This is a genomic window from Priestia flexa, assembly GCF_021441905.1.
GTDB classification, from domain to species: domain Bacteria; phylum Bacillota; class Bacilli; order Bacillales; family Bacillaceae_H; genus Priestia; species Priestia flexa.
The window spans coordinates 3,957,501-3,982,871 of the sequence record NZ_CP090431.1; the positions used below are offsets into that span (position 1 = coordinate 3,957,501).

25 protein-coding genes, 2 pseudogenes and 1 riboswitch are annotated in these 25,371 nt (G+C 37.0%); of the genes and pseudogenes, 19 read left to right on the forward strand and 8 right to left on the reverse strand.

The window, feature by feature from the left end; genetic code table 11:
- Nucleotides 1-111 precede the first annotated feature (111 nt).
- From tsaE to tsaD, 4 genes are read left to right on the forward strand one after another with little or no spacing between them, the layout of a single operon-like run.
- On the forward strand, nt 112-597 hold the full coding sequence (gene tsaE / locus LZP85_RS20510) for a tRNA (adenosine(37)-N6)-threonylcarbamoyltransferase complex ATPase subunit type 1 TsaE (RefSeq protein WP_061786698.1): 486 nt from the start codon (nt 112-114) through the stop codon (nt 595-597).
- On the forward strand, nt 578-1,282 hold the full coding sequence (gene tsaB / locus LZP85_RS20515) for a tRNA (adenosine(37)-N6)-threonylcarbamoyltransferase complex dimerization subunit type 1 TsaB (protein ID WP_119543982.1): 705 nt from the start codon (nt 578-580) through the stop codon (nt 1,280-1,282). Before tsaE ends, tsaB begins: the two co-directional genes overlap by 20 nt.
- A 4-nt stretch (nt 1,283-1,286) precedes the next feature.
- Nucleotides 1,287-1,736, forward strand: a complete 450-nt coding sequence (rimI, locus tag LZP85_RS20520; protein WP_226639836.1) for a ribosomal protein S18-alanine N-acetyltransferase — start codon at nt 1,287-1,289, stop codon at nt 1,734-1,736.
- Nucleotides 1,733-2,749 carry a tRNA (adenosine(37)-N6)-threonylcarbamoyltransferase complex transferase subunit TsaD gene (tsaD, locus tag LZP85_RS20525; RefSeq protein WP_100346444.1) on the forward strand — a complete coding sequence of 339 codons (1,017 nt, stop codon included), beginning with the start codon at nt 1,733-1,735 and terminating at the stop codon, nt 2,747-2,749. The genes rimI and tsaD overlap by 4 nt, the downstream gene beginning before the upstream one ends.
- 121 nt (nt 2,750-2,870) lie before the next feature.
- Here the strand turns inward: tsaD and LZP85_RS20530 are convergent, their stop codons facing one another.
- Entirely contained in the window at nt 2,871-4,811 is a 1,941-nt protein-coding gene (locus LZP85_RS20530; protein WP_119543980.1) for an ABC-F family ATP-binding cassette domain-containing protein, read from the reverse strand.
- Nucleotides 4,812-5,086: 275 nt separating this feature from the next.
- Between LZP85_RS20530 and LZP85_RS20535 the strand changes: the two genes are divergently transcribed.
- From LZP85_RS20535 to tatC, 3 genes are read left to right on the forward strand one after another with little or no spacing between them, the layout of a single operon-like run.
- The gene (locus tag LZP85_RS20535; RefSeq protein WP_206833821.1) at nt 5,087-5,731 is read left to right on the forward strand and encodes a redox-sensing transcriptional repressor Rex; all 645 of its coding nucleotides are present in this window, start codon (nt 5,087-5,089) and stop codon (nt 5,729-5,731) included.
- A 32-nt stretch (nt 5,732-5,763) separates the two neighbouring features.
- Nucleotides 5,764-5,946, forward strand: coding sequence for a twin-arginine translocase TatA/TatE family subunit (locus LZP85_RS20540; RefSeq protein WP_025909998.1), 183 nt, complete (start codon nt 5,764-5,766; stop codon nt 5,944-5,946).
- Between the two features lie 15 nt (nt 5,947-5,961).
- Nucleotides 5,962-6,723, forward strand: coding sequence for a twin-arginine translocase subunit TatC (gene tatC, locus LZP85_RS20545; RefSeq protein WP_025909997.1), 762 nt, complete (start codon nt 5,962-5,964; stop codon nt 6,721-6,723).
- Between the two features lie 31 nt (nt 6,724-6,754).
- On the opposite strand, the gene LZP85_RS20550 is transcribed toward tatC, so the two are convergent.
- Both LZP85_RS20550 and LZP85_RS20555 read right to left on the reverse strand, forming a co-directional pair.
- Complete coding sequence (locus LZP85_RS20550) at nt 6,755-6,988, reverse strand: YdiK family protein (RefSeq protein ID WP_025909996.1); 234 nt, start codon at nt 6,986-6,988, stop codon at nt 6,755-6,757.
- Nucleotides 6,985-7,716, reverse strand: coding sequence for a CPBP family intramembrane glutamic endopeptidase (locus LZP85_RS20555; protein ID WP_061786125.1), 732 nt, complete (start codon nt 7,714-7,716; stop codon nt 6,985-6,987). Before LZP85_RS20555 ends, LZP85_RS20550 begins: the two co-directional genes overlap by 4 nt.
- 299 nt (nt 7,717-8,015) lie before the next feature.
- On the opposite strand from LZP85_RS20555, the gene groES reads away from it, so the two are divergent.
- Both groES and groL read left to right on the forward strand, forming a co-directional pair.
- Nucleotides 8,016-8,300, forward strand: a complete 285-nt coding sequence (groES, locus tag LZP85_RS20560) for a co-chaperone GroES (protein ID WP_025909994.1) — start codon at nt 8,016-8,018, stop codon at nt 8,298-8,300.
- 65 nt (nt 8,301-8,365) lie between these two features.
- The gene (groL, locus tag LZP85_RS20565; protein WP_025909993.1) at nt 8,366-9,997 is read left to right on the forward strand and encodes a chaperonin GroEL; all 1,632 of its coding nucleotides are present in this window, start codon (nt 8,366-8,368) and stop codon (nt 9,995-9,997) included.
- A 112-nt stretch (nt 9,998-10,109) separates the two neighbouring features.
- Here groL and LZP85_RS20900 read toward each other — a convergent pair.
- A pseudogene (locus tag LZP85_RS20900) lies at nt 10,110-10,691 on the reverse strand (site-specific integrase); the annotation flags it as partial.
- Between the two features lie 177 nt (nt 10,692-10,868).
- Here LZP85_RS20900 and LZP85_RS20575 point away from each other — a divergent pair.
- Entirely contained in the window at nt 10,869-11,132 is a 264-nt protein-coding gene (locus LZP85_RS20575) for a hypothetical protein (protein WP_226639834.1), read from the forward strand.
- A 59-nt stretch (nt 11,133-11,191) separates the two neighbouring features.
- Here LZP85_RS20575 and LZP85_RS20580 read toward each other — a convergent pair whose 3' ends face one another.
- The 3 genes and pseudogenes from LZP85_RS20580 to hxlA all read right to left on the reverse strand — a co-directional run bounded on the left by LZP85_RS20580 (nt 11,192) and on the right by hxlA (nt 12,998).
- Complete coding sequence (locus LZP85_RS20580; RefSeq protein WP_076513974.1) at nt 11,192-11,911, reverse strand: 3-ketoacyl-ACP reductase; 720 nt, start codon at nt 11,909-11,911, stop codon at nt 11,192-11,194.
- A 158-nt stretch (nt 11,912-12,069) separates the two neighbouring features.
- Nucleotides 12,070-12,343, reverse strand: a pseudogene (locus LZP85_RS20585) (SIS domain-containing protein); the annotation flags it as partial.
- A 22-nt stretch (nt 12,344-12,365) separates the two neighbouring features.
- Entirely contained in the window at nt 12,366-12,998 is a 633-nt protein-coding gene (hxlA, locus tag LZP85_RS20590; RefSeq protein WP_061786128.1) for a 3-hexulose-6-phosphate synthase, read from the reverse strand.
- A 313-nt stretch (nt 12,999-13,311) separates the two neighbouring features.
- Here hxlA and LZP85_RS20595 point away from each other — a divergent pair, with 313 nt between their 5' ends.
- The 5 genes from LZP85_RS20595 (at nt 13,312) to LZP85_RS20615 (ending at nt 17,888) form a co-directional block, all read left to right on the forward strand.
- Nucleotides 13,312-13,518: a YitT family protein gene (locus LZP85_RS20595; RefSeq protein WP_234562272.1), complete on the forward strand. Its 207-nt coding sequence runs from the start codon at nt 13,312-13,314 to the stop codon at nt 13,516-13,518.
- Between the two features lie 607 nt (nt 13,519-14,125).
- The gene (zwf, locus tag LZP85_RS20600; protein WP_206783185.1) at nt 14,126-15,583 is read left to right on the forward strand and encodes a glucose-6-phosphate dehydrogenase; all 1,458 of its coding nucleotides are present in this window, start codon (nt 14,126-14,128) and stop codon (nt 15,581-15,583) included.
- A gap of 47 nt (nt 15,584-15,630) precedes the next feature.
- The gene (gnd, locus tag LZP85_RS20605; RefSeq protein ID WP_061786130.1) at nt 15,631-16,524 is read left to right on the forward strand and encodes a phosphogluconate dehydrogenase (NAD(+)-dependent, decarboxylating); all 894 of its coding nucleotides are present in this window, start codon (nt 15,631-15,633) and stop codon (nt 16,522-16,524) included.
- Nucleotides 16,525-16,649: 125 nt separating this feature from the next.
- Nucleotides 16,650-17,132: a hypothetical protein gene (locus LZP85_RS20610; RefSeq protein WP_119543671.1), complete on the forward strand. Its 483-nt coding sequence runs from the start codon at nt 16,650-16,652 to the stop codon at nt 17,130-17,132.
- 390 nt (nt 17,133-17,522) lie between these two features.
- Entirely contained in the window at nt 17,523-17,888 is a 366-nt protein-coding gene (locus LZP85_RS20615; RefSeq protein WP_119543668.1) for a transcriptional activator HxlR, read from the forward strand.
- A gap of 435 nt (nt 17,889-18,323) precedes the next feature.
- Here LZP85_RS20615 and LZP85_RS20620 read toward each other — a convergent pair whose 3' ends face one another.
- A complete protein-coding gene (locus LZP85_RS20620; RefSeq protein ID WP_206783186.1) occupies nt 18,324-18,980 on the reverse strand; it encodes a 2OG-Fe(II) oxygenase in 657 nt (218 codons plus the stop codon).
- Nucleotides 18,981-19,254: 274 nt separating this feature from the next.
- Between LZP85_RS20620 and LZP85_RS20625 the strand changes: the two genes are divergently transcribed.
- The 4 genes from LZP85_RS20625 (at nt 19,255) to guaA (ending at nt 25,321) form a co-directional block, all read left to right on the forward strand.
- Nucleotides 19,255-20,205, forward strand: a complete 951-nt coding sequence (locus LZP85_RS20625; RefSeq protein WP_025908436.1) for an AAA family ATPase — start codon at nt 19,255-19,257, stop codon at nt 20,203-20,205.
- 7 nt (nt 20,206-20,212) lie between these two features.
- Nucleotides 20,213-21,361 (forward strand): DUF58 domain-containing protein, encoded by a 1,149-nt coding sequence (locus LZP85_RS20630; RefSeq protein ID WP_206783187.1) that lies wholly within the window; start codon nt 20,213-20,215, stop codon nt 21,359-21,361.
- Complete coding sequence (locus tag LZP85_RS20635) at nt 21,358-23,529, forward strand: transglutaminase TgpA family protein (RefSeq protein WP_206833820.1); 2,172 nt, start codon at nt 21,358-21,360, stop codon at nt 23,527-23,529. Before LZP85_RS20630 ends, LZP85_RS20635 begins: the two co-directional genes overlap by 4 nt.
- A gap of 38 nt (nt 23,530-23,567) precedes the next feature.
- Nucleotides 23,568-23,669, forward strand: a riboswitch (purine riboswitch).
- A gap of 122 nt (nt 23,670-23,791) precedes the next feature.
- Nucleotides 23,792-25,321 carry a glutamine-hydrolyzing GMP synthase gene (guaA, locus tag LZP85_RS20640; protein ID WP_061786448.1) on the forward strand — a complete coding sequence of 510 codons (1,530 nt, stop codon included), beginning with the start codon at nt 23,792-23,794 and terminating at the stop codon, nt 25,319-25,321.
- Nucleotides 25,322-25,371 lie beyond the last annotated feature (50 nt).

The following is a 25,371-nucleotide window of genomic DNA, read 5'->3' on the forward strand; positions in this document are numbered from 1 at the left end:
AGGACTGTTCCTAGGGACTTTTTTGTATGTATATGCTGGATATGAGTAGAGAACTGCGTATACAATAGAGGTATAAATTGATTTAGAGAGAGCAAAGTGAGGATTCGAAAAATGAAACCATTAGAAGAGTTTGTCATCCAATCCGCTTCTATTGAAGATACACAAAAGCTAGCCAACCGTCTTGCTTCGCTGCTAGCTCAAGGTGATGTTTTGTTATTAGAAGGAGACTTAGGAGCTGGTAAGACAACTTTTACCAAGGCATTAGCAAAAGGTCTTGAAATTAAAAGAAACGTAAACAGCCCTACATTTACTATTATTAAGGAATATAAAGATGGAAGATTGCCCCTCTATCACATGGATGTATATCGTCTAGGGGATGAATTTGAAGATCTAGGCTTTGATGAATACTTTGAAGGTGATGGTGTTACCGTTGTTGAGTGGGCTCATTTAATTGAAGAGCAGTTACCAAAGGAATTTGTTCAAATTAATATTTATCATGATACGCCTAAAACACGTAAGCTTGTTTGTAAAGCCAAAGGCGCAAGATATATTGACCTATGTAAGGAGCTTTTTAACTATGAAAACATTAGCAATTGATACGTCAAATTTCGTAATGGGCGTCGCATTGGTTGAAGAGAATAAAGTAATTGGAGAAGTAATTACAAATCTGAAAAAGAATCATTCTATTCGCTTGATGAAGGCTATTGAATCGTTGCTGGAGGATTGTGATACATTACCAAAAGAATTAGATAAAATTGTAGTAGCAGAAGGGCCTGGTTCTTATACTGGTGTCCGCATTGGTGTAACCGTGGCTAAAACACTTGCGTGGACGCTTAACATTCCTTTAGTTGGAGTGTCTAGCCTTGAGATTGTAGCTGCTAACGGCCGTTACTTTAACGGACTTATCTCCCCGTTATTTGATGCGCGTAGACAACAAATTTTCACAGGGTTATATCGTTTTGATAATGGACAGGAACTACGTAATGAAGAGAAAGATCAGCTTGTTATTAATGAACAATGGGCTGGAAAATTGAAAGAATACAATGAATCTATTTTATTTATTGGGAATGATATTGAAGCGCATAAAGAAATATTAACTAGCGTATTAGGAGAACAAGCACTCTTTGCATCTGTTTCACAATACAATCCTCGTCCAAGTGAATTAGCTTTTTTAGGTATGCAAAAAGAAGCAACTCCAGTTCATGCTTTTGTGCCTAATTACATTAGGTTAGCTGAGGCAGAAGCAAACTGGTTAAAAGCACAAGAAGCGAAAAATGAGTGAGAAAATGACTATGACAGTGAAATTTCGTCTAATGAAAGTTGAAGATATTGATCAAGTTGTTGAAATTGAAAAACAGGCATTTGCAACACCTTGGAGCAAAGAGGCCTTCTATAACGAATTAACGGCCAATCAATTTTCTACCTACCTTGTAATGGAAATAGATGAGCAAATTATTGGATATTGTGGAACTTGGATTGTAATTGATGAAGCGCATATTACCAATATTGCTATACTTCCTAAGTATAGAGGAAAAGGGTTAGGATATGCTTTGCTTAAAGCTGCGATGAATGTTGTGAAAAAGCTAGGGTCACTTTCAATGACGCTTGAAGTAAGAACATCAAATCATATTGCACAGTCATTGTATAAAAAGCTAGGCTTTGAGGCTGGCGGCATACGAAAAAATTATTATTCTGATAACAATGAAGATGCATTAGTTATGTGGGTGAAATTATGACAAAAGAAAATGAAGTAATATTAGCAATAGAAACAAGCTGTGATGAAACGGCTGTTGCGATTATTCGAGGTGGTACAGAAATTGTTGCAAATGTAGTAGCCTCTCAAATTGAAAGCCATAAACGCTTTGGGGGAGTTGTACCTGAGATTGCTTCACGGCATCATGTTGAGCAAATCACAATAGTTGTAGAAGAAGCTCTACATCAATCCAATATGACATTTGATGATATTGATGCAATTGCGGTAACAGAAGGACCAGGATTAGTAGGAGCATTATTAATTGGTGTCAACGCAGCTAAGGCGTTAGCTTTTGCTCATCAGAAGCCTTTAATTCCTGTACATCATATTGCGGGACATATTTATGCGAATCAACTTATTACGCCATTAAAATTTCCGTTACTAGCATTAGTTGTTTCGGGTGGACATACAGAACTTGTCTACATGAAAGAGCACGTTCGTTTTGAAGTCATTGGTGAAACAAGAGATGATGCAGCTGGTGAAGCATACGATAAAGTAGCACGTACGCTACAGTTACCATATCCAGGTGGTCCTCATATCGATCGTCTAGCTCAAGAGGGTGAACCCTTAATTGATCTACCGCGTGCCTGGTTGGAAGATGGCTCATATGATTTTAGTTTTAGTGGTTTAAAATCAGCAGTTATCAACACTGTGCATAACGCGAAACAAAAAGGTGAAGATATTAATCCACAAACATTAGCAGCTAGTTTTCAAGCTAGCGTAGTTGATGTTTTGGTAACAAAAACAGAAAAAGCTGTTCAAGAATATAACGTAAATCAACTGCTGTTAGCCGGTGGGGTAGCCGCAAATAAAGGGTTACGAGAGGCTCTACAGCAACGATTCGAAAAGTACTCTAATGTAGAGTTAGTTATTCCACCACTCTCTTTATGTACGGATAATGCTGCTATGATTGGAGCAGCAGCCAGCGTTTTATATCGTAAAGATAGAAGAGCAACCATGGCATTAAATGCGAATCCTGGGTTAGTGCTAGAATAGAGGGCTGTGGATAATATAGTGGTTATCCACAATTTTCAATCAATTTAGAATTAACTGTGGATAATGCATATATTAAAGCCCATCACCAAAAGGTGTATGGGCTTCTTTTGTGTATAAACTGTTAGCTTTCCTCAATACTTAGCTGAAGTTCTTCCCACTCTTCCATTAATGTGGATAACTCTTGTTGAAAAGTTTGGTTCTCATTGTTTAAACGCTGAGATTTTTCATGATCTTGGTAAATTACTGGGTCGCATAAAAGCTCTTCATTTTGCTCTAATTTTGCTTCCACTTCAGCAATTCGTTCTTCAATCTCTTCAATTCTTCTTTTTCGCTGCCTTAGAAGCTTTTTTTGTTCCTTATCTTGTATATATGACGTTTTGTCACTTTTCCCTACAGATAGTTCCTGAGCCATATTTGCTGCTTCAAGTTCTTTTCTTTCTTCCATTTCTGCTTTTTTCTCAACGTAGTAGTCATAGTCCCCTAAAAACTCTGTTGTTCCCTCTGCAGACAATTCGATAACCTTGTTGGTAACTCTGTTGATAAAGTAACGGTCATGGGAAACAAATAAAAGTGTACCTGGATAAGAGATTAATGCATTCTCCAATACTTGTTTACTATCTAGATCAAGGTGGTTAGTAGGCTCATCTAGAATTAAAAAGTTTGCTTTTTGCATCATCAGTTTTGCTAAGGCGAGTCTTGCTTTTTCTCCACCGCTTAGTGTGGAAACAACCTTTAAGACATCGTCGCCTGAAAATAAAAAATTACCGAGCACAGTTCGAATTTCTTTTTCAGTAGTAGTAGGGTAGTCGTCCCATAATTCATTGAGTACGGCTTTGTTAGACGTCAAGTTTGCCTGTTCTTGATCATAATAGCCTACGGCTACATTAGAACCGAATTGGATTTCTCCTGAAACAAAAGGAAGTTTATTCATTAAGCCTTTTAACAGAGTAGATTTACCAATCCCGTTTGGACCTACTAGGGCAATGCTATCTTGACGAGTAGCACGAAGGTTAATGTTTTTTACAATAAACTGATTTTCTTCATATCCAATGGAAAGGTTGTCAACTTTTAATACTTCATTTCCGCTTTGCCGTTCAATATCAAAGGAAAAGCTTGCACCTTTTTCACCATCGTTTGGCCGATCCATTAGCTCCATGCGTTCTAGCTGTTTACGTCTGCTTTGAGCTCGCTTTGTTGTTGAAGCCCTAGCAATATTTTTTTGAATGAAATCATTAAGCTTTGCTACTTCATCCTGCTGTTTTTCAAATTGCTTCATCTCACGCTCATAGCGTTCGGCTTTTTGTGTTAAATAATTTGAGTAGTTACCAGGATATTTATAGGTGGTTTTTTGACTTACTTCATAGACTTGTGTAACCACTTTATCAAGGAAGTAGCGATCATGGGAGACAATTAGGATAGCGCCATCGTAATTTTGTAAAAATTGCTCTAACCAAGCCAATGTTTCAATGTCAAGATGGTTGGTAGGCTCATCTAAAATTAGCAAATCAGGTTTAGTTAGTAACAGCTTAGCTAGAGCCAGTCGTGTTTTTTGCCCACCGCTTAGTGTAGAAATAGGGGTGGAGTAATCAAAGTTTGAAAAGCGAAACCCGTGCAGGATTGAACGAATGTCAGCTTCGTATTGGTATCCGCCTAGATCTTTAAAGGAAATTTGAAGCTGATCGTATTCCTTTAAAAGCTTTTCATAGTTGTTGGAATCCTGCTGATAAGAAGGGTCTCCCATTTTTTCTTCAAGCTTTCTTAGTTCTTTCTCCATTTTTTGCAATGGCTTGAAGACGGTTAACATTTCGTCCCAAATAGATAAAGTGGATTCTAACACTGTATCCTGTCCCATGTAGTCAATCGTTGTTTCTTTTGGCTTCATAATCTCTCCACTGTCGTAGGAAAGTTCACCAGAAATAATTTTTAGAAGCGTTGATTTTCCCGCTCCGTTTCGACCAACTAGTGCAATGCGGTCTTTAGATTGAACTTCAAGTTTTATATTTGATAAAATCGGGTCTGCCCCGTAATATTTCGTAATTCCGTTTAACTGTAGAATAATCATCGTTTCACCTCTACTCATTTCGACATAGTGTATTTTAACATATTTTTAAGACAGAAGTATGAATAGGTGCATGTCATAAGCATTTCCACAAAATTATGTGTAGAATTCATTATTACCACATAGACTGTGTTAAAATAAACTATAGACTACTGTTCATGAGTGAATAGAAGGTTCACTTAATGGAAGCGCTATCTAATTTAAAAAGAGAATCTTGCTAAGTCAAGCGGAGATCTGAACGATAGCCATTATATCTATCGTAATTAAGGGGGCACAAGATGAATACAGAAAACTTAAAAATACCACAAGCTACAGCAAAGCGGTTGCCACTATACTATCGTTTTATTAAAAATCTACATGCTTCTGGTAAGCAACGTGTATCGTCAGCAGAATTAAGCGAAGCGGTGAAAGTAGACTCCGCTACAATTCGTCGCGATTTTTCCTATTTTGGAGCCTTGGGTAAAAAGGGATATGGCTATAACGTCAATTATTTACTAAGTTTTTTTCGCAAAACATTAGATCAAGATGAAGTAACCAAAGTTGCTCTGATTGGTGTTGGTAATCTTGGAACAGCTTTTTTAAACTACAATTTCATTAAGAATAACAATACAAAAATTGAATTTGCTTTTGATGTTATTGAAGAAAAGGTGGGTACTAACGTTGGAGACGTACCCGTTTATCATTTAGATAAGCTTGAAGAACATATGACAGAAGATATTTCTGTTGCGATCCTAACGGTTCCAGCTACAGTGGCACAGCAAATTACGGACCGCTTAGTCAAATGCGGAATCAAAGGTATTTTAAATTTTACCCCTGCCCGTTTAAATGTGCCAAGCTCTATTCGTCTGCATCACATTGATTTAGCCGTAGAGCTTCAGTCGCTGGTTTACTTTTTGAAAAATTACCCTGAAAATAATATATAATAGAATATATATGTAATAAAGGAGGGGAAACCATGGGATTAGGTGCAGGTAGTGTGATTTTAATTGTAATTTTTGCACTTTTAGTTTTTGGACCAAAGAAGCTTCCCGAGCTTGGTCGAGCTGTAGGCCACACGTTAAGGGAGTTTAAAAGTGCCACTAAAGGAATAATGGAAGATAACGAAGACGAGGGCAAGAAGAAAGAACGAAATCAATAGAGGAATGATTGACATATGAACGAACAAGAAATGTCTGTATATGATCACATTGGTGAACTGCGAAAAAGGATTTTAATCGTCGTCTTTTTCTTTTTTATTGCTACAATTGGCGGTTTTTTCTTAGCGGATCGCGTTATTATTTATCTACAATCAGCAGACGAGGCAAGCTCGCTAACAATGAACGCATTTAAATTGACCGATCCGGTTAAGATTTATATGCAGTTTGCGTTTGTAATTGGATGTGTTGTTTCTGCTCCTATTGCTCTCTATCAATTATGGGCATTTATAAGTCCAGGCTTGTATGATAAAGAGCGAAAAGTAACTCTTGGATACATTCCAATTTCAATTATCCTATTTCTTACTGGTATTTCGTTTGCTTACTTTGTTCTCTTTCCTTTTGTAGTAGAGTTTATGATTCGAATAGCGGATAAGCTAGATGTTAACCAAGTTATTGGTATCAATGAATATTTTTCATTTTTATTTCAGCTTACGCTACCATTTGGTCTATTGTTTCAATTACCCGTTGTCATTATGTTTTTAACAAGACTAGGTATTGTGACGCCACAGTTCTTAAGCAGTATCCGGAAGTACGCTTATTTTGTGTTATTAGTCATAGCGGCTTTTATTACACCTCCAGAATTGTTATCACACCTAATGGTTACAATTCCTTTATTCATCCTTTATGAAATTAGCATTATTATTTCTCGCATTTCCTATCGTAAAATGCTGAAACATAGACAACAATATGAAGAAGCCGTTGGAATTTCTTCTGAATAACAAAAAAAAGCCCCTGTTGTAAGGGGCCTTTTTATTTCTGAGAATCGTTGCTATTTGACTTTTTATATTGCTCCTGAAGCTTTTTAATCTTGCGGTGCAATGAAAAGGTTCGAATCGCAAAGCGAAAATCAAAAGCAGCGACTAAGGCAAACAAGATAGTTGGTAAGGTCCATACGGTCGTATCGACGCTTAAAATAGCTAAATACGTAAAGAGGATTCCCATAATTAAGTAGATAAATCCTCTGGTTAGAGGGATATTATTCATAAACCAAGTCCTTTAATAATAAACTGTAGCTGTTCAGCCTGTTTTTGAATTTCAATAATTTCATCAGCAAAAATCGTTTGAACTAACACAACAATCGTGTTCATCAAGACATGAGCTATAATTGGAACAATAATCAGCTTCGTTCTTGCATATAAAAACGCGAATACAAATCCCATAGCCGTGTAAACTAATAAATGTTCGAAATCCCAGTGGACTGCTGCAAATATAAGTGAACTAATAAAGGCTGAAATAAAGAAATTATATTTACGATATAGAGAACCAAAGATGATTTTTCGGAAGATAATTTCTTCTAAAATTGGTCCAATAACGGATGTGACAACAATTAATAAAGGCGTAACTTTCACTAAATTCAAGATCATTTCCGTATTTTCAGAACCAGGTTCAATACCCAATAAGTTCATTTCAATCATGGCAGCCACAGATTGAGAAGCCATTGCTAAAAAGATGCCAAAGATTGACCAGAATATAGCTGTTGGTAAGCCAGCATGTTCATGTCTCATTGACATTTCACGCTTTAACAACAAAAGTACAATTACTAAAGCCAAGCTAAAGCTGATAATTGTCCAATAAGTCATCGCAAGCTGTTTAGCTACTCCAACGGGTTCGTCATTAAACAGTCCGAGGGATAATAATAACGGAATGCCTAAAATGCTAGAAAACTGCATGATGATATAAGTCAGTACGATATAACCATAGCGCTTTTCCAATCTTCCATACTCCTTTAAAAGGTTTTTTATGTATCATTGTCGAAGAACATGTAGGGAAGCTTTTTGATATGTTTCTTCTTGTTCGTATTGTAACATACATATTATATGAGAGATAAAAGAATGCCTTCTTTTTATGTAGGTATGAGTAGTATGAGTTGAAAAAGGATTTTTTAAATTTTTTTGTGTTTAATACTTGCAAAAAAAAGCTACTTTGTTTTAATATAATAAATGTGTTAGCACTCGGTGAGGTTGAGTGCTAATAAAATGTAAAAACATATTATTTGAGGAGGTTGTTTCACTTGTTAAAGCCATTAGGTGATCGCGTAGTGATTGAACTTGTAAAATCTGAGGAAAAAACAGCAAGCGGTATCGTATTACCAGACAGCGCTAAAGAGAAACCACAAGAGGGTAAAGTTGTTGCTGTTGGTACAGGTCGAGTATTAGAAAGCGGTGAGCGTGTAGCATTAGAGGTAGCTGCAGGCGATCGTATTATCTTCTCAAAATATGCTGGTACTGAAGTGAAATACGAAGGTACTGAATACTTACTTTTACGCGAAAGCGACATTTTAGCTGTAATCGGCTAATTATTCATAACGACTTTTAACAATGTAGAATAGATTATTTTTAAACAATTAGGAGGATGAGTCAAATGGCAAAAGACATTAAGTTTAGCGAAGAAGCACGCCGCTCAATGCTACGTGGTGTGGATACATTAGCGAATGCTGTAAAAGTAACGCTTGGACCAAAAGGGCGTAACGTAGTACTAGAGAAAAAATTCGGTTCTCCATTAATTACAAATGACGGTGTAACAATTGCGAAAGAAATTGAATTAGAAGATGCATTCGAAAACATGGGTGCAAAATTAGTAGCAGAAGTTGCTAGCAAAACAAACGACGTTGCTGGTGACGGTACGACAACTGCAACAGTTTTAGCACAAGCAATGATTCGTGAAGGTCTTAAGAACGTAACGGCTGGTGCGAACCCAATGGGTATCCGTAAAGGGATGGAAAAAGCAGTAGCAGTAGCGATTGAAGAGTTAAAAGCAATTTCTAAACCAATCCAAGGTAAAGATTCAATTGCGCAAGTAGCGGCTATTTCAGCGGCTGACGAAGAAGTAGGTCAATTAATCGCTGAAGCAATGGAGCGCGTTGGTAACGACGGCGTTATTACGCTTGAAGAATCTAAAGGCTTCACAACTGAATTAGAAGTTGTAGAAGGTATGCAGTTTGACCGTGGATATGCATCTCCATACATGGTAACTGATTCAGATAAAATGGAAGCTGTATTAGAAGATCCGTATATCTTAATCACAGATAAGAAAATTGGTAACATTCAAGAAATCTTACCAGTATTAGAGCAAGTTGTTCAACAAGGTAAGCCACTATTAATCATTGCTGAAGATGTAGAAGGTGAAGCACTAGCAACATTAGTTGTGAACAAACTTCGCGGTACATTCACAGCGGTAGCAGTTAAAGCTCCTGGCTTTGGTGACCGTCGTAAAGCAATGCTTCAAGACGTTGCGATTTTAACTGGTGGTGAAGTAATCACTGAAGAGCTTGGTCTTGACTTGAAATCTGCAAGCATTGAGCAATTAGGTCGCGCTTCTAAAGTTGTGGTAACAAAAGAAAACACAACAGTTGTAAACGGCGCAGGTAACGCAGAAGAAATTTTAGCTCGCGTTAACCAAATTAAAGCTCAGCTTGAAGAAACAACTTCAGAGTTCGACCGCGAAAAATTACAAGAGCGCCTAGCGAAGCTTGCTGGTGGTGTTGCTGTAATTAAAGTTGGTGCGGCTACTGAAACAGAATTAAAAGAGCGTAAACTACGTATTGAAGATGCATTAAACTCTACTCGTGCTGCGGTTGAAGAAGGTATCGTAGCTGGTGGTGGTACTGCATTATTGAATATCTACAATAAAGTTGCTGGAATCGAAGCTGAAGGCGACGTTGCAACAGGTATCAACATCGTATTACGTGCGATTGAAGAGCCTGTACGTCAAATCGCTCACAACGCAGGTCTAGAAGGATCAGTAATCGTTGAGCGTCTAAAAGGCGAAGCGGTTGGAACTGGATTCAACGCTGCAACTGGTGAGTGGGTAAACATGCTTGATTCTGGTATCGTTGACCCAACAAAAGTAACGCGTTCAGCGCTTCAAAACGCTTCTTCTGTAGCGGCTATGTTCTTAACAACTGAAGCAGTTGTTGCTGACAAGCCAGAAGAAGGCGGTGCACCTGCAATGCCTGACATGGGCGGCATGGGTGGAATGGGCGGCATGATGTAATTAAGGGTTTAAAACCTTGTTATATCAACGTCTAAAATGATAATATGGTTTTCTTGTCCTCGGTTTTGTTCTTGTTTTATAAAAAACACGGCAACCTATGACAAAAAGCTAACTATAGGAGAAGGTCTTTCATCAGTTTGCTAAACTGTTGGGAGGCCTTTTCTTCCATATTGGCGGTCATATGAGCATAGATATTCATTGTCGTATTAATATCTGTATGTCCAAGCCGCTGTTGTATTTCTTTAATGCCAACTCCAGCTTCAATCAATAATGAAGTGTGGAGTAATGTTCTTTTCTATTTTAGCTTTTTTCAGAAGCCTTTTAAGCTGTGCTTCCTTAACATGTTTATCAACATTTCATCAATCTTTATAGTACGGACAGCACCTTTTGTCTTTGGCGTTAAAAGCTGATATTTTTCAAAATGATTGGTAGGGTTATAAAGAGTTTTAGTAACTCGGATAGTACCTTGCTTTTCGTTAAAATCCCCCCATTTTAAAGCTAATAAGGCACCTATTCGCAATCCTGTATAGGCTAATTTTAGAAAATGGGCAAGCTCTTCTTTTTCAAGAAAAACAATATACTCTTCTGCTGTTTAGGTATTTTGAATTCCTCAGTAGGATTATTTTTTATCAGTCCTTGAGTCAGTCAATGCTTTCCGAAAAATCATCCTTCCACAAGCATGAATACCATCCATATGAATACTGATATGAGTTCCGTTAATAAAAAAGAAAAAAGAAGCCTTTAATCTTTGATGCTAAGGTATAAATCAAACATTTGAAAAGCCCTCATGTTCTTGAAATTTGAAGAGTAAAGATTTATTTAACATATTATGTGGGAAAACTATCCTATACTGATTTTGAGGAGTGAGAGGATGTTCGTGAAAGGGAACATTATTGCAGGTGAATTTGATTCGACTATCAATGAATTTTCCTTACAGAAAGTTAAGAATTTCGAAACAGAGTCGGTTCTTAATGAAGACCAGTTAAATAATATTTATCATTATTTAGAAAAACATCAGCATGAAGAGGATGGACAAATTATTACTTTATACGATCAAATGCTTGTACGCTTAGCACAGAATGAAGTTAACCAGTTAATTGTTGATTTAGAGAAAGTAATGTCCTTGTATCACTGATATATATAAGAGTATTTTGTACGAACTAAAGAAGCAGACCCCACCGGATCTGCTTCGTTTTATGATGGATTTGTTGACCATAATCCAGCTGTTTTAACGAATACTCTTGGATTAAATTTTAAACTAGCCACGACTAATTCTGCAAGGTCTTCTGGGTGCATCACGTTTTCTTCATTGCCTTTAACAAGATTTGTATCAATGGCTAAATCTGTAACGACCGTACTTGGTGTTAAAGCAGTAACACGGACATTATGTTTTCTTACTTCTAGCATAAGTGATTCTGTTAGCCCTAAAACAGCGAATTTAGAAGCACTGTAAGCACTTGTAACAGGAGCACCTTTTTGGCCAGCAGATGAAGAGATATTGATGATATCTCCTGTTTTTCTTTCGATCATTTCTGGTAATACTGCTCTTGTTACATTATACACACCCATTAAATTGACTTGGATGATTTTTTCCCATTCTTCTGGTGTTAAATCAAGGAATCCACCAAATTTAGCAACACCTGCATTGTTGATTAGGATATCAATTGGACCTAAGTCTGATTTGATATGTTCAACAGCATGAGTAACGGATTCAAGATCGGTAACATCTGCTGTTGCTGCAGAAACTTTCACATCATATTCCGCTAGTTCAGCAGCTACCTTTTCTAGGTTAGACATATTTAAGCCGATTAGGCCTAAATTAACGCCTTCTTTTGCTAAGGCGATAGTAATAGCACGTCCAATGCCTCTTCCTGCGCCAGTAACTATTGCAGTTTTTCCATTTAAAGAAATCATTTTATCACTCCTGAAATTTTTACAAATTAAAGTAGTTCCTTCCAACAGAAAGACCGCAATCTTGCATGGAAATAGCTTGCGGTCTTTCCTATTTAGAACTTGAGGAATAATTATATTTATTCTAAGTTAGCGTGTCTACAGTACATCTTATTGGTATCTAAACCTTTTGTTTCTCCTGAACCTGATTCGATGATCAAAATATCATCTTTTTCAAAGTTAGGGGTTACGGTTTCGCCAATCACATAGGCATCTATCCCCATGTGCATCATTCGCATGGGGAATGATTTGCCCATAAATCCAGATCTACCTGCGCCTGCAACAAAGATTTTTTTTTGATTCAAGTATCCCGTTAACTAATTTTTCAGCTTCACCATTCGAAATTAAATCTACGGAGCAATTTAACTCTTTTATGTTTTCAGCTAAGCTAGGTATTGAGTTGTATTCATGATCTGAATTACCCTTGATTAATCATTTGTTGCATTTTGGCAGCAGCAGCTTTTATATCAGCTTGTCCAGTAATCCCGCCACCTACAATGACAAGGTCTGGTTGTACTTTGATGACTTCTGGAAGTGTATTTAATTTAATACCACCTGCGATTGCAGTTTTAGCATTTTTTACAACACCTTTGATGGTTTGTAAATCTTCAAAAGAGTTCTTTCCAACTGCTTGAAGATCATAACCAGTATGAACACAAATATAATCAACGCCCATAGCGTCTACTTCTTTTGCACGTCCAGCAAGGTCTTTTACAGCAATCATATCAACAAGGATTTTTTTACCTTGTTTCTTCGCTTCTTCAACAGCACCTTTGATTGACATATCTTCAGCAGCTCCAAGAATAGTGATGATATCTGCACCTGCTTCAGAAGCTTTCATCACTTCATATCCAGCAGCATCCATAATTTTCAGGTCTGCTAATACTTTTAAGTTAGGAAATGCTTCTTTTACTGCCTTTACAGCATGAAGACCTTCATTGATTACAACCGGCGTACCGATTTCAACGATATCAATATGTTCCTCTACTTGTTTTACCAGCTCAATTGCTTCTGGGATGTTGACTAAATCTAATGCTAATTGTAATTCCATCTATATTCACTCCTATAATTATTTTATTTTTGTAAAATGATAATATCTCCAAAGGGTAATAAACTTTTACAGTAATATTATCCTTATAGTGCATTATCTGTACCTGCCAGCAATAAGGGATATCATGTCCTCTCGCTGAATAATTGCAAGTATACAACGTATATAACAACAATGAAAGTACGCACTTTTATTTTACATAGTGTTAAAAAGTATACTGTAAGAAAAACCGCTTATATAGTCTTACTATTAATTTTAAAAGAAACTGCACCATTTCGGCACATTCTTATTAGCTGTTAATGTTGTAATTATTAATATTGCCGCTTTTGTCTTTTCACTAGAAAAAGCCATGCTGTCACTTGCCGTGTACTATATTGTTGCAAAAATGATTAATGATGGATGTAATCATGGGAAAACTGTCATTACAGAAAAATCGGACGAAATTGGTGAAAGGATAATCAAAGAATTAAATATGAGTATTACCTATTTATTCGGAATTAAAAAGAGTTATATTGTCAGTTAATCCTAATGCAATTATGGAGGCTTCTTATGATTGTGAGACAACCAGTTTAGATAGCTCGCTTATTACGCCTACGCCAAAAGCTTCAACATATAAAGAATAATGTTCTCAACAAGTTTATTTGTGGCCAGGGAGAGGATGCTCACCCTGGCTTTTTAATTTATTTAACACAAAAATAGATGAGTTTATTTTCTTTAGTATACATTTTGTTATTATGTTATTTCTTTATCACTATTTAAATAAAAAGTGCGTACTTCCATTAAAAAAATATAGGCTTTATACTTACATCTTGTTGCAGCATTGGATTCACAAAATACTGTGGTTATTGATTAGTCATCTCATCTTCCGCATTTAGTTAACTACATTGAAAGGTTGAATAATATGTTCGGGTTACATGCAAAGCATCACAAAGTTTGTTCAAGATGCCTAACCTTCATATCGAATAATGGTTATTGTCCAAAATGTGGTCATTCGAATTTTAGGGACATCATTATTACGGTCCAAGCAGGTTCAAATAAAAATATGGCTAAGCCAGGGATTGGCTATCAAGAGTTATAGTAGTTTTTTAAGAAAGGAATAAGTGGAATTTTTAATTTTGGAGGTATGTAAAATGGAGGCAATGACATTTGTCTTATTTGGGGCGACAGGGGACTTAGCAAAAAGAAAAATCTTCCCAGCTCTATATAATTTATTTTTGGATCAAAAATTACCTTTTCCCATCTCAATTATTGGGGTGGGCAGAGGAGATTTATCAGATACTGATTTCCAAAACCATGTGGAAGATTCCTTAAAAACATTTTCTAGACGATCACTAAATGATGATTCAAACCTTGAATTGTTTATCCGTGCATTTCGGTATAGCCATGTAGATGCTATAAAGGCTGAAGGATATAAAGGATTACTTGAACTCGTTAAACAACGTGAAGAAGAATTGAATATTCCAGAAAATCGAATGTTCTACCTATCTGTTGCTCCAGAGTTTTTTAATGTGATTGCTTTCAACATTAAAGATAGTGGTCTTGGTTCTACTAAAGGTTGGAAACGTCTAATTATCGAAAAGCCGTTTGGACATGACTTAAAATCGGCTCAAGAATTAAACGATAAACTAAGTAAAACATTTGATGAAGAAGAAATTTTCCGCATCGACCACTATCTTGGAAAGCCGATGGTACAAAACCTGGAAGCGTTAGGATTTGCAAATCCAGTGCTTCAAGCATTATGGAACAACCAATACATTGCAAATGTGCAAATTACTGCAAGCGAAACAGTTGGGGTTGAAGAGAGAGCTGCTTATTATGATCAAGCTGGGGCTATTCGCGACATGTTTCAAAATCATATGCTGCAATTGTTGATGATGACAGCAATGCAGCTGCCAAAACAAATTAGTGCAGAAGAGATCCGCAATGAAAAGAGAAAAGTAATAGAATCACTTCGTCCATTAAAGAAAGAGGATGTGGTGAATCATGTGATTCGAGGTCAATATGGTCCTGGTGAAATCCAAGGTAAACCAGTTGTTGGGTATACAAGAGAACCTGAAGTTGCTCCTTCTTCTGTAAATGACACATTTGTGGCTGTCCGTCTATGTGTGGATGATAATTTTTGGAGAGGGGTTCCTTTCTATATCCGTACAGGAAAAAGAATGACAGAGAAATCCACCCGAATTGTGATTGAATTCAAAAATACTTTAAAGGATTTGTATAGGACTCAAGAAGAAGAAACTGCGCCAAATCTTTTAGTGATTGAAATCAATCCAAACGAAAGGGTTTCATTACAATTAAATAGTAAAAACCCATTAAACAATGGGAAAATCGAACCAGTCAATGTTGATTTTTCTGCTAAGCAAGCAGATGTTCCTGAAGCGTATGAGCTTTTAATTTACGATGCAATGCGTGGCGACTCAACATTCTTTGCACATTGGAAAGAAGTGGAGTTGTCTTGGAAATGGGTACAGCCTATCTTAGAGGCTTTTGAGGAAAATACAGTTCCCCTTCAATTATATCCATCAGGGTCAATGGGACCAGATGCTTCCTACCGATTATTGGAAGATGAAGGATATAAATGGTGGTAGTAATAAAAGATGAAGAATGTTTTTAGATTATTAAGGAGGAAATGAACATGAAAGTCGGATTAATTGGTTTAGGAAAAATGGGATTAAACTTAGGTCAAAATTTAATTGATAACAAGCACGAAGTAGTAGCTTTCGATGTAAATGGAAGTGCCGTTGAAGAAATGAATAAATACGGTGCTCAAGGTGCATCTGATTTAAAAGAACTTGTTGAATCATTAGAAAAACCAAGAGTTGTATGGATTATGGTTCCGCATGCTGTGGTAGATTCAGTAATTGATGAAATGACACCATTGTTGAGCACTGGAGATATCGTAATTGAAGCTGGAAATTCTCACTATAAGGAGTCCATTCGCCGATATAACCAGCTAAAGGAAGTAGGAATTCACTTTATGGATGCCGGTACTTCTGGTGGAATGGAAGGTGCTCGTAATGGAGCATGTTATATGATTGGTGGAGACCCTGAAGCCTGGAGCATCGTGGAACCTATTTTCAAGGATACAGCTGTCGAAAACGGATTTATCTATGCTGGTAAAGCAGGGAGCGGTCATTTCTTGAAAATGGTTCACAATGGAATTGAATACGGTATGATGGCAGCAATTGGTGAAGGATTCGAGGTATTAGAAAAAAGCAAGTTCGATTTTGACTACGAAAAAGTGGCTAGAGTGTGGAATAACGGCTCAGTTATTCGTTCATGGCTCATGGAGTTGACTGAACGTGCATTTTCAAAAGATGCAAAGCTAGATGAAATTAAAGGGATTATGCACTCTTCTGGTGAAGGGAAATGGACAGTTGAAACAGCTTTAGATTTACAAGCAGCTACTCCTGTTATCGCAATGTCTCTTTTGATGCGTTACCGTTCATTAGAAAGCGATACTTTTACAGGTAAAGTGGTAGCTGCACTAAGAAACGAATTTGGTGGACATGTTGTTGAAAAAAACTAACAGAATTACATCTGTCACATTTAATGGAAAAAGAGTCAATAAAAATAGGTGAAGAAAAATAGCTCATTATTTGTGAAAGAGTAATGAAAACAAGGAATATGATGATAGAAAAGGATGTGAAGTTCATGAATGTATTGGATGCAAAAATGATAAATACTCAGCATGGTATAGAAACTTATCTAGATCTATTGAAAAATGTTGAAGTGAAAGACATTCAATATGTTACAGAGACAGCTTCTTTTTACGAAATCACTATAGGTGTAGAGTATTTTCGGTTAAGAAATGAAAATTATTATAATAGTGAAAAGAGATATTTTAAGATGCGTATGAATTCTGATTTAAATGCTATTACTATAGTAGAAACAGAAATAGAAAGTTTATTTGCTGTGAAAAATGAATTTGAAAGATCTGCAACAAAGGAACTGATTGGAGAGTGGCTAATAAAAAGCAATGCTTTCAGAAAAGTTCTTAATGATTTGATAGCTGATAAGAAAATGGAAAACGTTAAAACGGAGGAAAATATAATAGGAAAAATAAGGTTCCTGGAAAAATTACTTGAAATTACAACAGAAGACATTTTAAGTGCTCGTGTTGAGAAATCTCACTAGTTTCCGAAATAACTATTAAAAGGATAGAAAATTTTTTTGGGAATATGTTTTTTAGAAAAATTAAATAGGGAATCTCAAACGGTATGAATTCCCTATTTAACTTCTGCTTCTATTTTTGTAATGCATCTTCCTATCAAGAAAATATGTTTAACTTTTCCAATCATATAAGATCCCCTAATAAACATGAGTAAGAAAACGATTATATATTTATCTGCCATCAATGCTTTAAATTGTTCCATCATTCTTTAACGCCTTTCTTGAACAGCAGACTAGAATTATATATTCACTGCTAATATATAACGTATGGAAGGATATTACAAGTGTGTACTTTTATTTTATATAGTGAAAAAAGCATACTGTTGGTTATAATAAATATGGAGGTGAAGTGAAATGTCACGAATGCAGGATAAGATGTTTAATTGTGAAAAAGAATTAACTCTTTCCGTTATCGGTGGTAAATGGAAGATGCTTATACTATGGCATCTAGGAAAAGAGGGAACGAAGCGATTTGGTGAACTGAAAGCTCTTATGCCAGGGATCACGCAGAGAATGCTAGTTAATCAATTGCGAGAACTGGAAGAAGATTTGATTGTAAAACGCAAAGTCTATCCCGTGGTTCCTCCAAAAGTAGAATACTCCCTTACTGAACAAGGAAGAAGCTTGATGCCGATTCTCGATGCTATGTATAACTGGGGGAAAGGTTATATGGAAACTGCTGGGTTGAATCCTTTAGTAAGACAAGAGTCGATTAGGTAAATTTTAAATGGTAATCTAAGGTTGACTCTGGCCAAGGGGGTCAACCTCTTTTCATGATAATTTAATAATTATTTTTAGTGTTTTGTAATGCCTCAAAATAAAGCTGATAATTAACTTTTATTTTCATTTTCCCCCAAGCGGCTAACCATACCTTTTCGCTGATGGGTTTGGAAAAGGGGCTAAGGGTGTGTGTCCCGATTTGAAGAGGATCCACCTTCAGCTCTTGCATTTTTTTATGAGGTCCGTAATTTTCATTTCTAATTCATTTTCAATTTCCTTATGAAGCTGCATCAGTTCATTTCCGTTAAGGATATTTTTTACCTTGATATTTCTCAATTCTTCCATTTATATTTGAAAATGAATGGGCGGCATGATGTAATATCAGCTCCCGAAATAAAAAGACCTCTTTCCTTACAGGAAAGAGGTCTTTTTCTATTAACGAATTCTCTGCTTACGCATCCACTGCGTTGCTACCCACTTTTCACCTTTTACAACGGGTGCACCGCCATGAAGAGTTAAGTCGTTAAGCTCTTGATTTGTATAGAAGTATTCAAAGTATACGGCCATACCTTTTTTCGGCGTAACGGAAAATTTTAGCTTTGGAAAATAAGTTTCGCCACCTTCTTCTACATCATTTAAGTACATAACGAGCGTGCTGATTCGATTGTTCTTCGCGGCTTTGCTTGTAGGGACGAAGTAATCGTGGTGTGCTCGATATTCTTGATCTGGTAAATAGTTTAAAATTTGAAGACCCTCAGCATGATCGGTTGGAATGCACGTGATTTCGGAAGTGCGCATTTCGATTTTCTGTACAAGTGGATTCTCGCTTTCATCGAAAAACATACCGCTACTTGTACGGATATTATTAACTTCACGTGAAGCTCCAATTTTAGAGCGCTGCATTTTATCTTTAGATAGCTGAATTAGTTCATCACACTCTTCATCGCTTAACACATTGTCTAATACGAGAATGAGCGGATCTTCTAAACGAGCGATAATGTCAATCTCTCTATCTCTTAATATAATTTTATTGCCTATATGATTAAAGATTGTTTGTTCTTTTGTTACTAAAGACTCTTGATCTAAAGCCATTTTTCTTCTTCTCCTCAAAAAAGACTTATTTTTCTGAAATCTAATGCAGTATTCTTGGAATCGCTTACTGATAAAAATTATATCACGCAGGGCAAAGGTTTGCTTCTAATAAGATAAATGTTTATTTTCTAATTATTTGAGGTTGTTTCGAAACTGGTAAAAATATAAAGCATCAGACTCACCTTATTTCTTTTAAGTAAACTGCTTGATTTGCTAGAATAGTACTATATTTGTGACAAATTTGTATGTATACATACATTAAGGGAGGACTTTCATGATACCAGCAGAAAAGGTGCAGACTCAGCTTCAACAGCTTTTAAATACAATTGACGAAGTGGTTATAGGAAAGCGAGATGTAGCTAAGCTCAGTATTGTTGCACTCCTTGCAGAAGGACATGTTCTATTAGAAGATGTACCAGGAGTAGGGAAAACGATGTTTGTCAAAACGTTGGCTAAGGCAATTAATGCTGATTTTAAGCGAATTCAATTCACACCAGACTTGTTGCCGTCAGACGTAACGGGTATGTCGGTATATAGCCCAAAGGATATGGAGTTTCACTTTAAACCAGGCCCAATTTTAACGAATATTGTATTAGCAGATGAAATCAACCGTAGTTCACCAAAAACACAAGCAGCACTATTGGAAGCCATGGCTGAGCAGCACGTTACCATAGACGGGTTAACAAGAGAGTTACCATCTCCATTTTTTGTGATGGCTACGCAAAATCCAATTGATTTTGAAGGAACGTATCAATTACCAGAAGCGCAGCTTGACCGTTTCTTATTTAAATTAAATATGGGATACCCAACGAAACAAGAAGAGCTAGCTATTCTAAATGGAGTTGAGCAAAAGCGAACGATAGATGATGTCCAGCCTGTTATGAATGTGGAAGAACTGCGTACGATGCAGCAAATGGTGAAGGATGTTTACGTAGATGATGTCATTAAAAACTATATCGTCGATTTGGTTATCCAAACGAGAACTCATGAATCCATTAGCCTTGGCGTAAGCCCGCGTGGTTCCGTAGCGTTAATGAAAGCAATTCAAGCGTATGCTTTGCTTGAAGGTAGAGATTATTGTATTCCAGATGATGTTCAACACTTAATGAAACATGCGTTCGCACACCGTGTTATACTGCAACCTGAGACGAGATATGAAGGGGTGACGGAAGGCTCCATTATCGAAGGCATTATAAAGCGTACGCCTGTGCCGGTGAAAGGATAAAAGCTATATGGCTAAACTAAGTGTTAAAAGGCAACCAGTCATAAGCTTTTTGTTATTAGTAGTCTTATTAGTAGCGACTTTTGCTTATGCGATGTTTCAAGGAGGATTTGTAAGCTGGTTTTTATTTTATAGCTTTCTGCCTTTTGGTTTATATGGAATTGTGATCGCGTTCTATCCTATGAAAAGCTGGCAAGTGGAGCGAGTGATGACGCGTACGCAGTACGAAGCAAAGGAATCGGTTTATTACAAAGTTCATATTAAACGAAACTCATTTTTTCCTTTGTACAATCTTTCGGTTGAAGATATATGTAAAGAGGCTGATTTATCTTTGCGAAAGGTAGTATACCCACTGTGGAAAAAAGACATTGTGATTGAGTTTGAAATTCCCTCCTTAGAGAGAGGTGAGTATAACCTTACTGGAATCTCGATTGAAATGAGTGATTTATTAGGCATTGTTCATCGACAGCAAGTTTTTGTGACAAGAAACCAGCTCATTATGTATCCTCATTTAATACAAGTTAAACCTACCTCTTCCCAATGGAGTGAGGGGGAAAAGCACTTTTATAAGCGTTCCATTGCTGAAAATACGATGCTTGCTACTGGTGTGCGTGAGTATGAACAAGGAGACCGCTTGTCTACTATTGACTGGAAAGCGACCGCCCGAAAAGGAACGCTTATATCAAAAGAGTTTGAGAAGATGAGTGATTTGGAAGAGGTTCTTATTTTTGATGGCGTTGATCCTACAGACTTTGAGGAACGGACTGGTTTCATGGCTTCAATGATTCTATCGTATCTAAATCAGCATAAGCCAGCTTCATTTATCCATGGGGGAAGCAGTAGTCGTTTAAAGGAATTGCATGGAGGAGCTCAGCATGAGAGAGGATGGCTTGCTTACTTTGCTAGGGTCCAGCCGATACGAAACGGAAAGCTAACGATTCCAAAAGGTTTATCTCATGCAGTTACTGTTATTTCAAGTTCGATGACAAGTGAATTAATTCAAGAGGTTCAAGCTAAAGTAAGTCCACAAACAAAAGTAACGCTTTTTATTATACAAAGCAAACAAGACGGACGAGGTTATGTGAATATTCCAAGGTGGGATGTTCACTTTATTCAATTTCCAAATCCCCGTAGTGTCCGGGAGGTGAAGAAGCAATGAAGTCTCTAAGTATTCGCAGCATATTACTTTATGTCGGCGCGTTTTTATTGCTGATTGAATGGCTACATCCACTTAGCGTGGTGACTGATACAGGTGAGATTCAGTATTTTATCTTTTTTGTTAGTATTACCTTTCTCTTACTGATGCTGCAGACCTCGTTTTTTATTGTGACAGTTATAAACGCAGCGTTTGTTTTGTATGCTGTTAATCGCATTTACTATCAAACGCCCTTTTTATCAGCAGAATGGTTTAGTGCGTTCGTTGACCAAACTTCAATAGATATAGGCCGTATTATCGGCTGGCAAATTCCCAATTTGTCAGTTGAGATGAGAACATGTCTGTTTTTTATCTTGTTATGGATTATGGCTTACTTAATTCGCTACTGGATTTTTTATCAGCAAAAGATTTTTTTCTTCTTTTTATTAACAATTGTTTACGTTACAGTGCTTGATACGTTTTCTGAGTATGACGCTACGTTTGCTATTGTTCGAGTTGTAGCCATTGGCTTCTTATTATTAGGCTTTTTGCGATTACACATAGATGGAAGAACCAAACAAAAGCTTTCCCACGTTGAAAATAGAGCAAGGTCTTTCTTTTTGCTACTAGGTGTTCTACTTATAGCAGTTGGTGTTGCTTATATTGCACCAAAATCAGCTCCGAAATGGCCTGACCCTGTTCCGTTCTTAACAGCTTACACACAAAACAGTGGTGAAGGCGCATCAAATAACCAGCGGATTGGTTACGATACTGATGATTCTCAGCTCGGCGGTGCCTTTACCGCAGATGATACGGTTGTATTTACTGCTCAAACAGAGAAAGAGCATTATTGGCGGATTGAAACAAAAGACGTCTATACGGGAAAAGGCTGGGAAACGTCTTATAATGCTGCGAGTCGACCGTTAGAAGGAAATGAGAACGTACTTCCTCAATATGGTGCAAGTGTAGAAAAAGAATCATACACAGCGTCCATTAAGTTTGAACAACCAACTATTCATTTAATGCATGTTCCAGAATTGAAGAGTATTTCTCTTAATGATGTACTGCAACCGCAAATTACGCCAGCGAATGAAAAGTTATTTCCTTACAATCAAGGTCGCGTGACCGAAGCGAAATCATATGAAATGACATATGCATATCCTACTTTTAATATTGAACAGCTACAAAATAGTGATCGAAATGGAGTTTCTATTGAACAGAATTCTTCGTTTCAAAACAGGTACACTCAGCTCCCAGAATCATTACCTAATCGAGTTGGGCAGCTTGCTCAAGAGATTACAGCTGAGGAAGCTACTCGCTATGATAAAGTAAAAGCAGTAGAGAAGTACTTTCAAGCTAATGGTTTTGTATATGATACAAACGATGTAGCTATTCCTGGTGAAGGAGAAGACTACGTAGATCAATTCCTGTTTGAGACGCTTAGAGGATACTGTGATAATTTTTCTTCATCCATGGTTGTCCTACTTAGAACACTTGATATTCCAGCGCGCTGGGTGAAAGGCTATACCGAAGGCGAACAAATTAGCGCTAGTGCAGAAACGCCTGTATATGAAGTGACGCAAAACAATGCACATTCATGGGTCGAGGTTTATTTCCCAGGAACAGGTTGGGTTCCGTTTGAACCAACTAAGACATTCTCAAACCCTTATGAATTTGATGAACCTCAAGTGGAAGGGAATAATCAAGGTACAGAAGAGGAAGAGATAGAAGAAGCTACTGAACCAGAAGTGGAAGAGCCGGTACAAGAAGAGCAGAAACCTGAAGAAAAACAAGTAGCAGATGATGAGAAAGTGGAACCTTCAGATGCTGCAATCTCCTTATGGTGGTTATTGCTTCTCATTCCCTTTTCATTCATATTGTTATACATGACACGTTATAAATGGTTGCCACTTGTAATGGTTCCATACTACCGCAAACGTTCGGATGAAAAAGCGTTTGAAAAAGCCTATTTCTTCTTAATAAGTATGTTAGCAAGAAAAGGTTTAAAAAGAGATTCACATGAAACGCTGAAGGATTTTGCTTTACGAGTAGATCATCAGCTTCATACAAATGATATGAGTGAATTAACGAGAAAGTATGAGAGAGTTATTTATAAGCAGCAGTCATCTGTAGAATCTTGGAGTCAATCAGTAGAATTGTGGGAAAATTTAATTAAAACGACAGGTTCTTGACCATTTCCAGCTTGATTGATAGAATATTCACGAACTTACTATAGTGTTACGTATACCTTCATATATCCTCGATAATATGGTTCGAGAGTCTCTACCGGGTCACCTTAAATGGCCTGACTATGAAGGCAGGATATTCTTTTTGATCATAGCTTTGTGTTCAACTAGACTTTCTGCCTTTATATCAAAGGGGAAAGTCTGGTTTTTTTTATATTTTGGGGCATAATAGCAAGTGATTATTTACACATTCGGAGAGGTGAGCGAGATGGAAGGCATGATTGTTGTATTAGATTTTGGAAGTCAGTATAACCAACTCATTACGCGTCGTATTCGTGAGTTTGGCGTATATAGTGAATTACATCCACACACAATTACAGCAGAAGAAATTAAAGCGTTAAATCCTAAAGGGATTATTTTCTCTGGTGGTCCAAATAGTGTGTATGGTGAAAGTGCATTTCACTGTGACGAAAATATTTTCGAATTAGGAATTCCTGTACTGGGTATTTGTTACGGTATGCAGCTTATGACTCATCATTTTGGTGGTAAAGTAGCGGGTGCAGATCATCGTGAGTATGGTAAAGCATCGATTCACGTACAAAATGATTCATTAATGTATCATGAGCTACCGAAAGAGCAAGTGGTATGGATGAGCCACGGCGACTTAGTTGTAGAAACACCGCCTGGATTTGAAGTGGATGCGACAAGTGCATCTTGCCCAATTGCTGGTATGAGCAATAAAGATAAAAATATGTACGGAGTTCAATTCCATCCAGAAGTTCGCCATTCAGTATACGGAAATGATCTGTTAAAGAACTTTGTATTTGAAGTTTGTCATGCTGAAGCTAACTGGTCTATTGAAAACTTTATTGAAGTTGAATTAGAAAAAATTCGCCGAGTTGTTGGAGATAAAAAAGTATTATGTGCATTAAGTGGCGGCGTAGATTCTTCTGTAGTAGCCGTATTAATTCATAAAGCAATCGGTGACCAATTAACTTGTATGTTCGTAGATCATGGTTTATTACGTAAAGGTGAAGCGGAAAGCGTAATGGAGACGTTCAGCGAAGGGTTTAATATGAACGTTATTAAAATTGATGCAAAAGACCGCTTCCTGAACAAATTAAAAGGTGTATCTGACCCAGAGCAAAAGCGTAAAATTATTGGGAACGAGTTTATCTATGTATTTGACGATGAAGCAACTAAACTACAAGGTTTTGAATTTTTAGCTCAAGGTACACTATACACAGATATTATTGAAAGTGGTACAGCAACTGCTCAAACAATTAAATCTCACCATAACGTAGGTGGATTACCAGAAGATATGGAGTTTGAGTTAATTGAACCTTTAAATACACTATTTAAAGATGAAGTGCGTGCATTAGGTACTGAATTGGGTATTCCTGACAATATTGTATGGCGCCAACCATTCCCAGGTCCAGGGCTAGGAATTCGTGTGCTTGGTGAAGTAACAGAAGAAAAGCTTGAAATCGTTCGAGAATCTGATTACATTTTACGTGATGAAATCGCAAAATCAGGTTTAGAGCGTGATATCTGGCAGTACTTCACAGTTCTTCCTGATATCCGTAGTGTTGGTGTAATGGGGGATGCTCGTACGTATGATTATACAATCGGTATTCGTGCCGTAACTTCAATCGATGGGATGACTTCTGATTGGGCTCGTATTCCTTGGGATGTGCTTGAGAAGATCTCAGTTCGTATCGTAAACGAAGTTAAACACATTAACCGCGTTGTGTATGACATTACAAGTAAGCCACCTGCAACAATCGAATGGGAATAATATGTAAGGAAACCGAACAAACGAACATTCTTTTTGTAAGAATGTTCGTT

Bases quoted from the DNA above. Each gene is read 5' to 3' on its own strand.
- hxlA (WP_061786128.1), bottom strand. From the start codon at position 12,998: ATGGAATTACAATTAGCATTAGATTTAGTCAACATCCCAGAAGCAATT.
- tatC (WP_025909997.1), top strand. From the start codon at position 5,962: ATGAACGAACAAGAAATGTCTGTATATGATCACATTGGTGAACTGCGA.
- LZP85_RS20535 (WP_206833821.1), top strand. From the start codon at position 5,087: ATGAATACAGAAAACTTAAAAATACCACAAGCTACAGCAAAGCGGTTG.
- rimI (WP_226639836.1), top strand. From the start codon at position 1,287: ATGACTATGACAGTGAAATTTCGTCTAATGAAAGTTGAAGATATTGAT.
- tsaB (WP_119543982.1), top strand. From the start codon at position 578: ATGAAAACATTAGCAATTGATACGTCAAATTTCGTAATGGGCGTCGCA.
- LZP85_RS20580 (WP_076513974.1), bottom strand. From the start codon at position 11,911: ATGATTTCTTTAAATGGAAAAACTGCAATAGTTACTGGCGCAGGAAGA.
- LZP85_RS20615 (WP_119543668.1), top strand. From the start codon at position 17,523: ATGTCACGAATGCAGGATAAGATGTTTAATTGTGAAAAAGAATTAACT.
- LZP85_RS20610 (WP_119543671.1), top strand. From the start codon at position 16,650: ATGAATGTATTGGATGCAAAAATGATAAATACTCAGCATGGTATAGAA.
- LZP85_RS20625 (WP_025908436.1), top strand. From the start codon at position 19,255: ATGATACCAGCAGAAAAGGTGCAGACTCAGCTTCAACAGCTTTTAAAT.
- LZP85_RS20635 (WP_206833820.1), top strand. From the start codon at position 21,358: ATGAAGTCTCTAAGTATTCGCAGCATATTACTTTATGTCGGCGCGTTT.
- LZP85_RS20550 (WP_025909996.1), bottom strand. From the start codon at position 6,988: ATGAATAATATCCCTCTAACCAGAGGATTTATCTACTTAATTATGGGA.
- LZP85_RS20530 (WP_119543980.1), bottom strand. From the start codon at position 4,811: ATGATTATTCTACAGTTAAACGGAATTACGAAATATTACGGGGCAGAC.
- groL (WP_025909993.1), top strand. From the start codon at position 8,366: ATGGCAAAAGACATTAAGTTTAGCGAAGAAGCACGCCGCTCAATGCTA.
- tsaD (WP_100346444.1), top strand. From the start codon at position 1,733: ATGACAAAAGAAAATGAAGTAATATTAGCAATAGAAACAAGCTGTGAT.
- tsaE (WP_061786698.1), top strand. From the start codon at position 112: ATGAAACCATTAGAAGAGTTTGTCATCCAATCCGCTTCTATTGAAGAT.
- LZP85_RS20575 (WP_226639834.1), top strand. From the start codon at position 10,869: ATGTTCGTGAAAGGGAACATTATTGCAGGTGAATTTGATTCGACTATC.
- LZP85_RS20540 (WP_025909998.1), top strand. From the start codon at position 5,764: ATGGGATTAGGTGCAGGTAGTGTGATTTTAATTGTAATTTTTGCACTT.
- zwf (WP_206783185.1), top strand. From the start codon at position 14,126: ATGGAGGCAATGACATTTGTCTTATTTGGGGCGACAGGGGACTTAGCA.
- guaA (WP_061786448.1), top strand. From the start codon at position 23,792: ATGGAAGGCATGATTGTTGTATTAGATTTTGGAAGTCAGTATAACCAA.
- LZP85_RS20630 (WP_206783187.1), top strand. From the start codon at position 20,213: ATGGCTAAACTAAGTGTTAAAAGGCAACCAGTCATAAGCTTTTTGTTA.
- LZP85_RS20620 (WP_206783186.1), bottom strand. From the start codon at position 18,980: ATGGCTTTAGATCAAGAGTCTTTAGTAACAAAAGAACAAACAATCTTT.
- gnd (WP_061786130.1), top strand. From the start codon at position 15,631: ATGAAAGTCGGATTAATTGGTTTAGGAAAAATGGGATTAAACTTAGGT.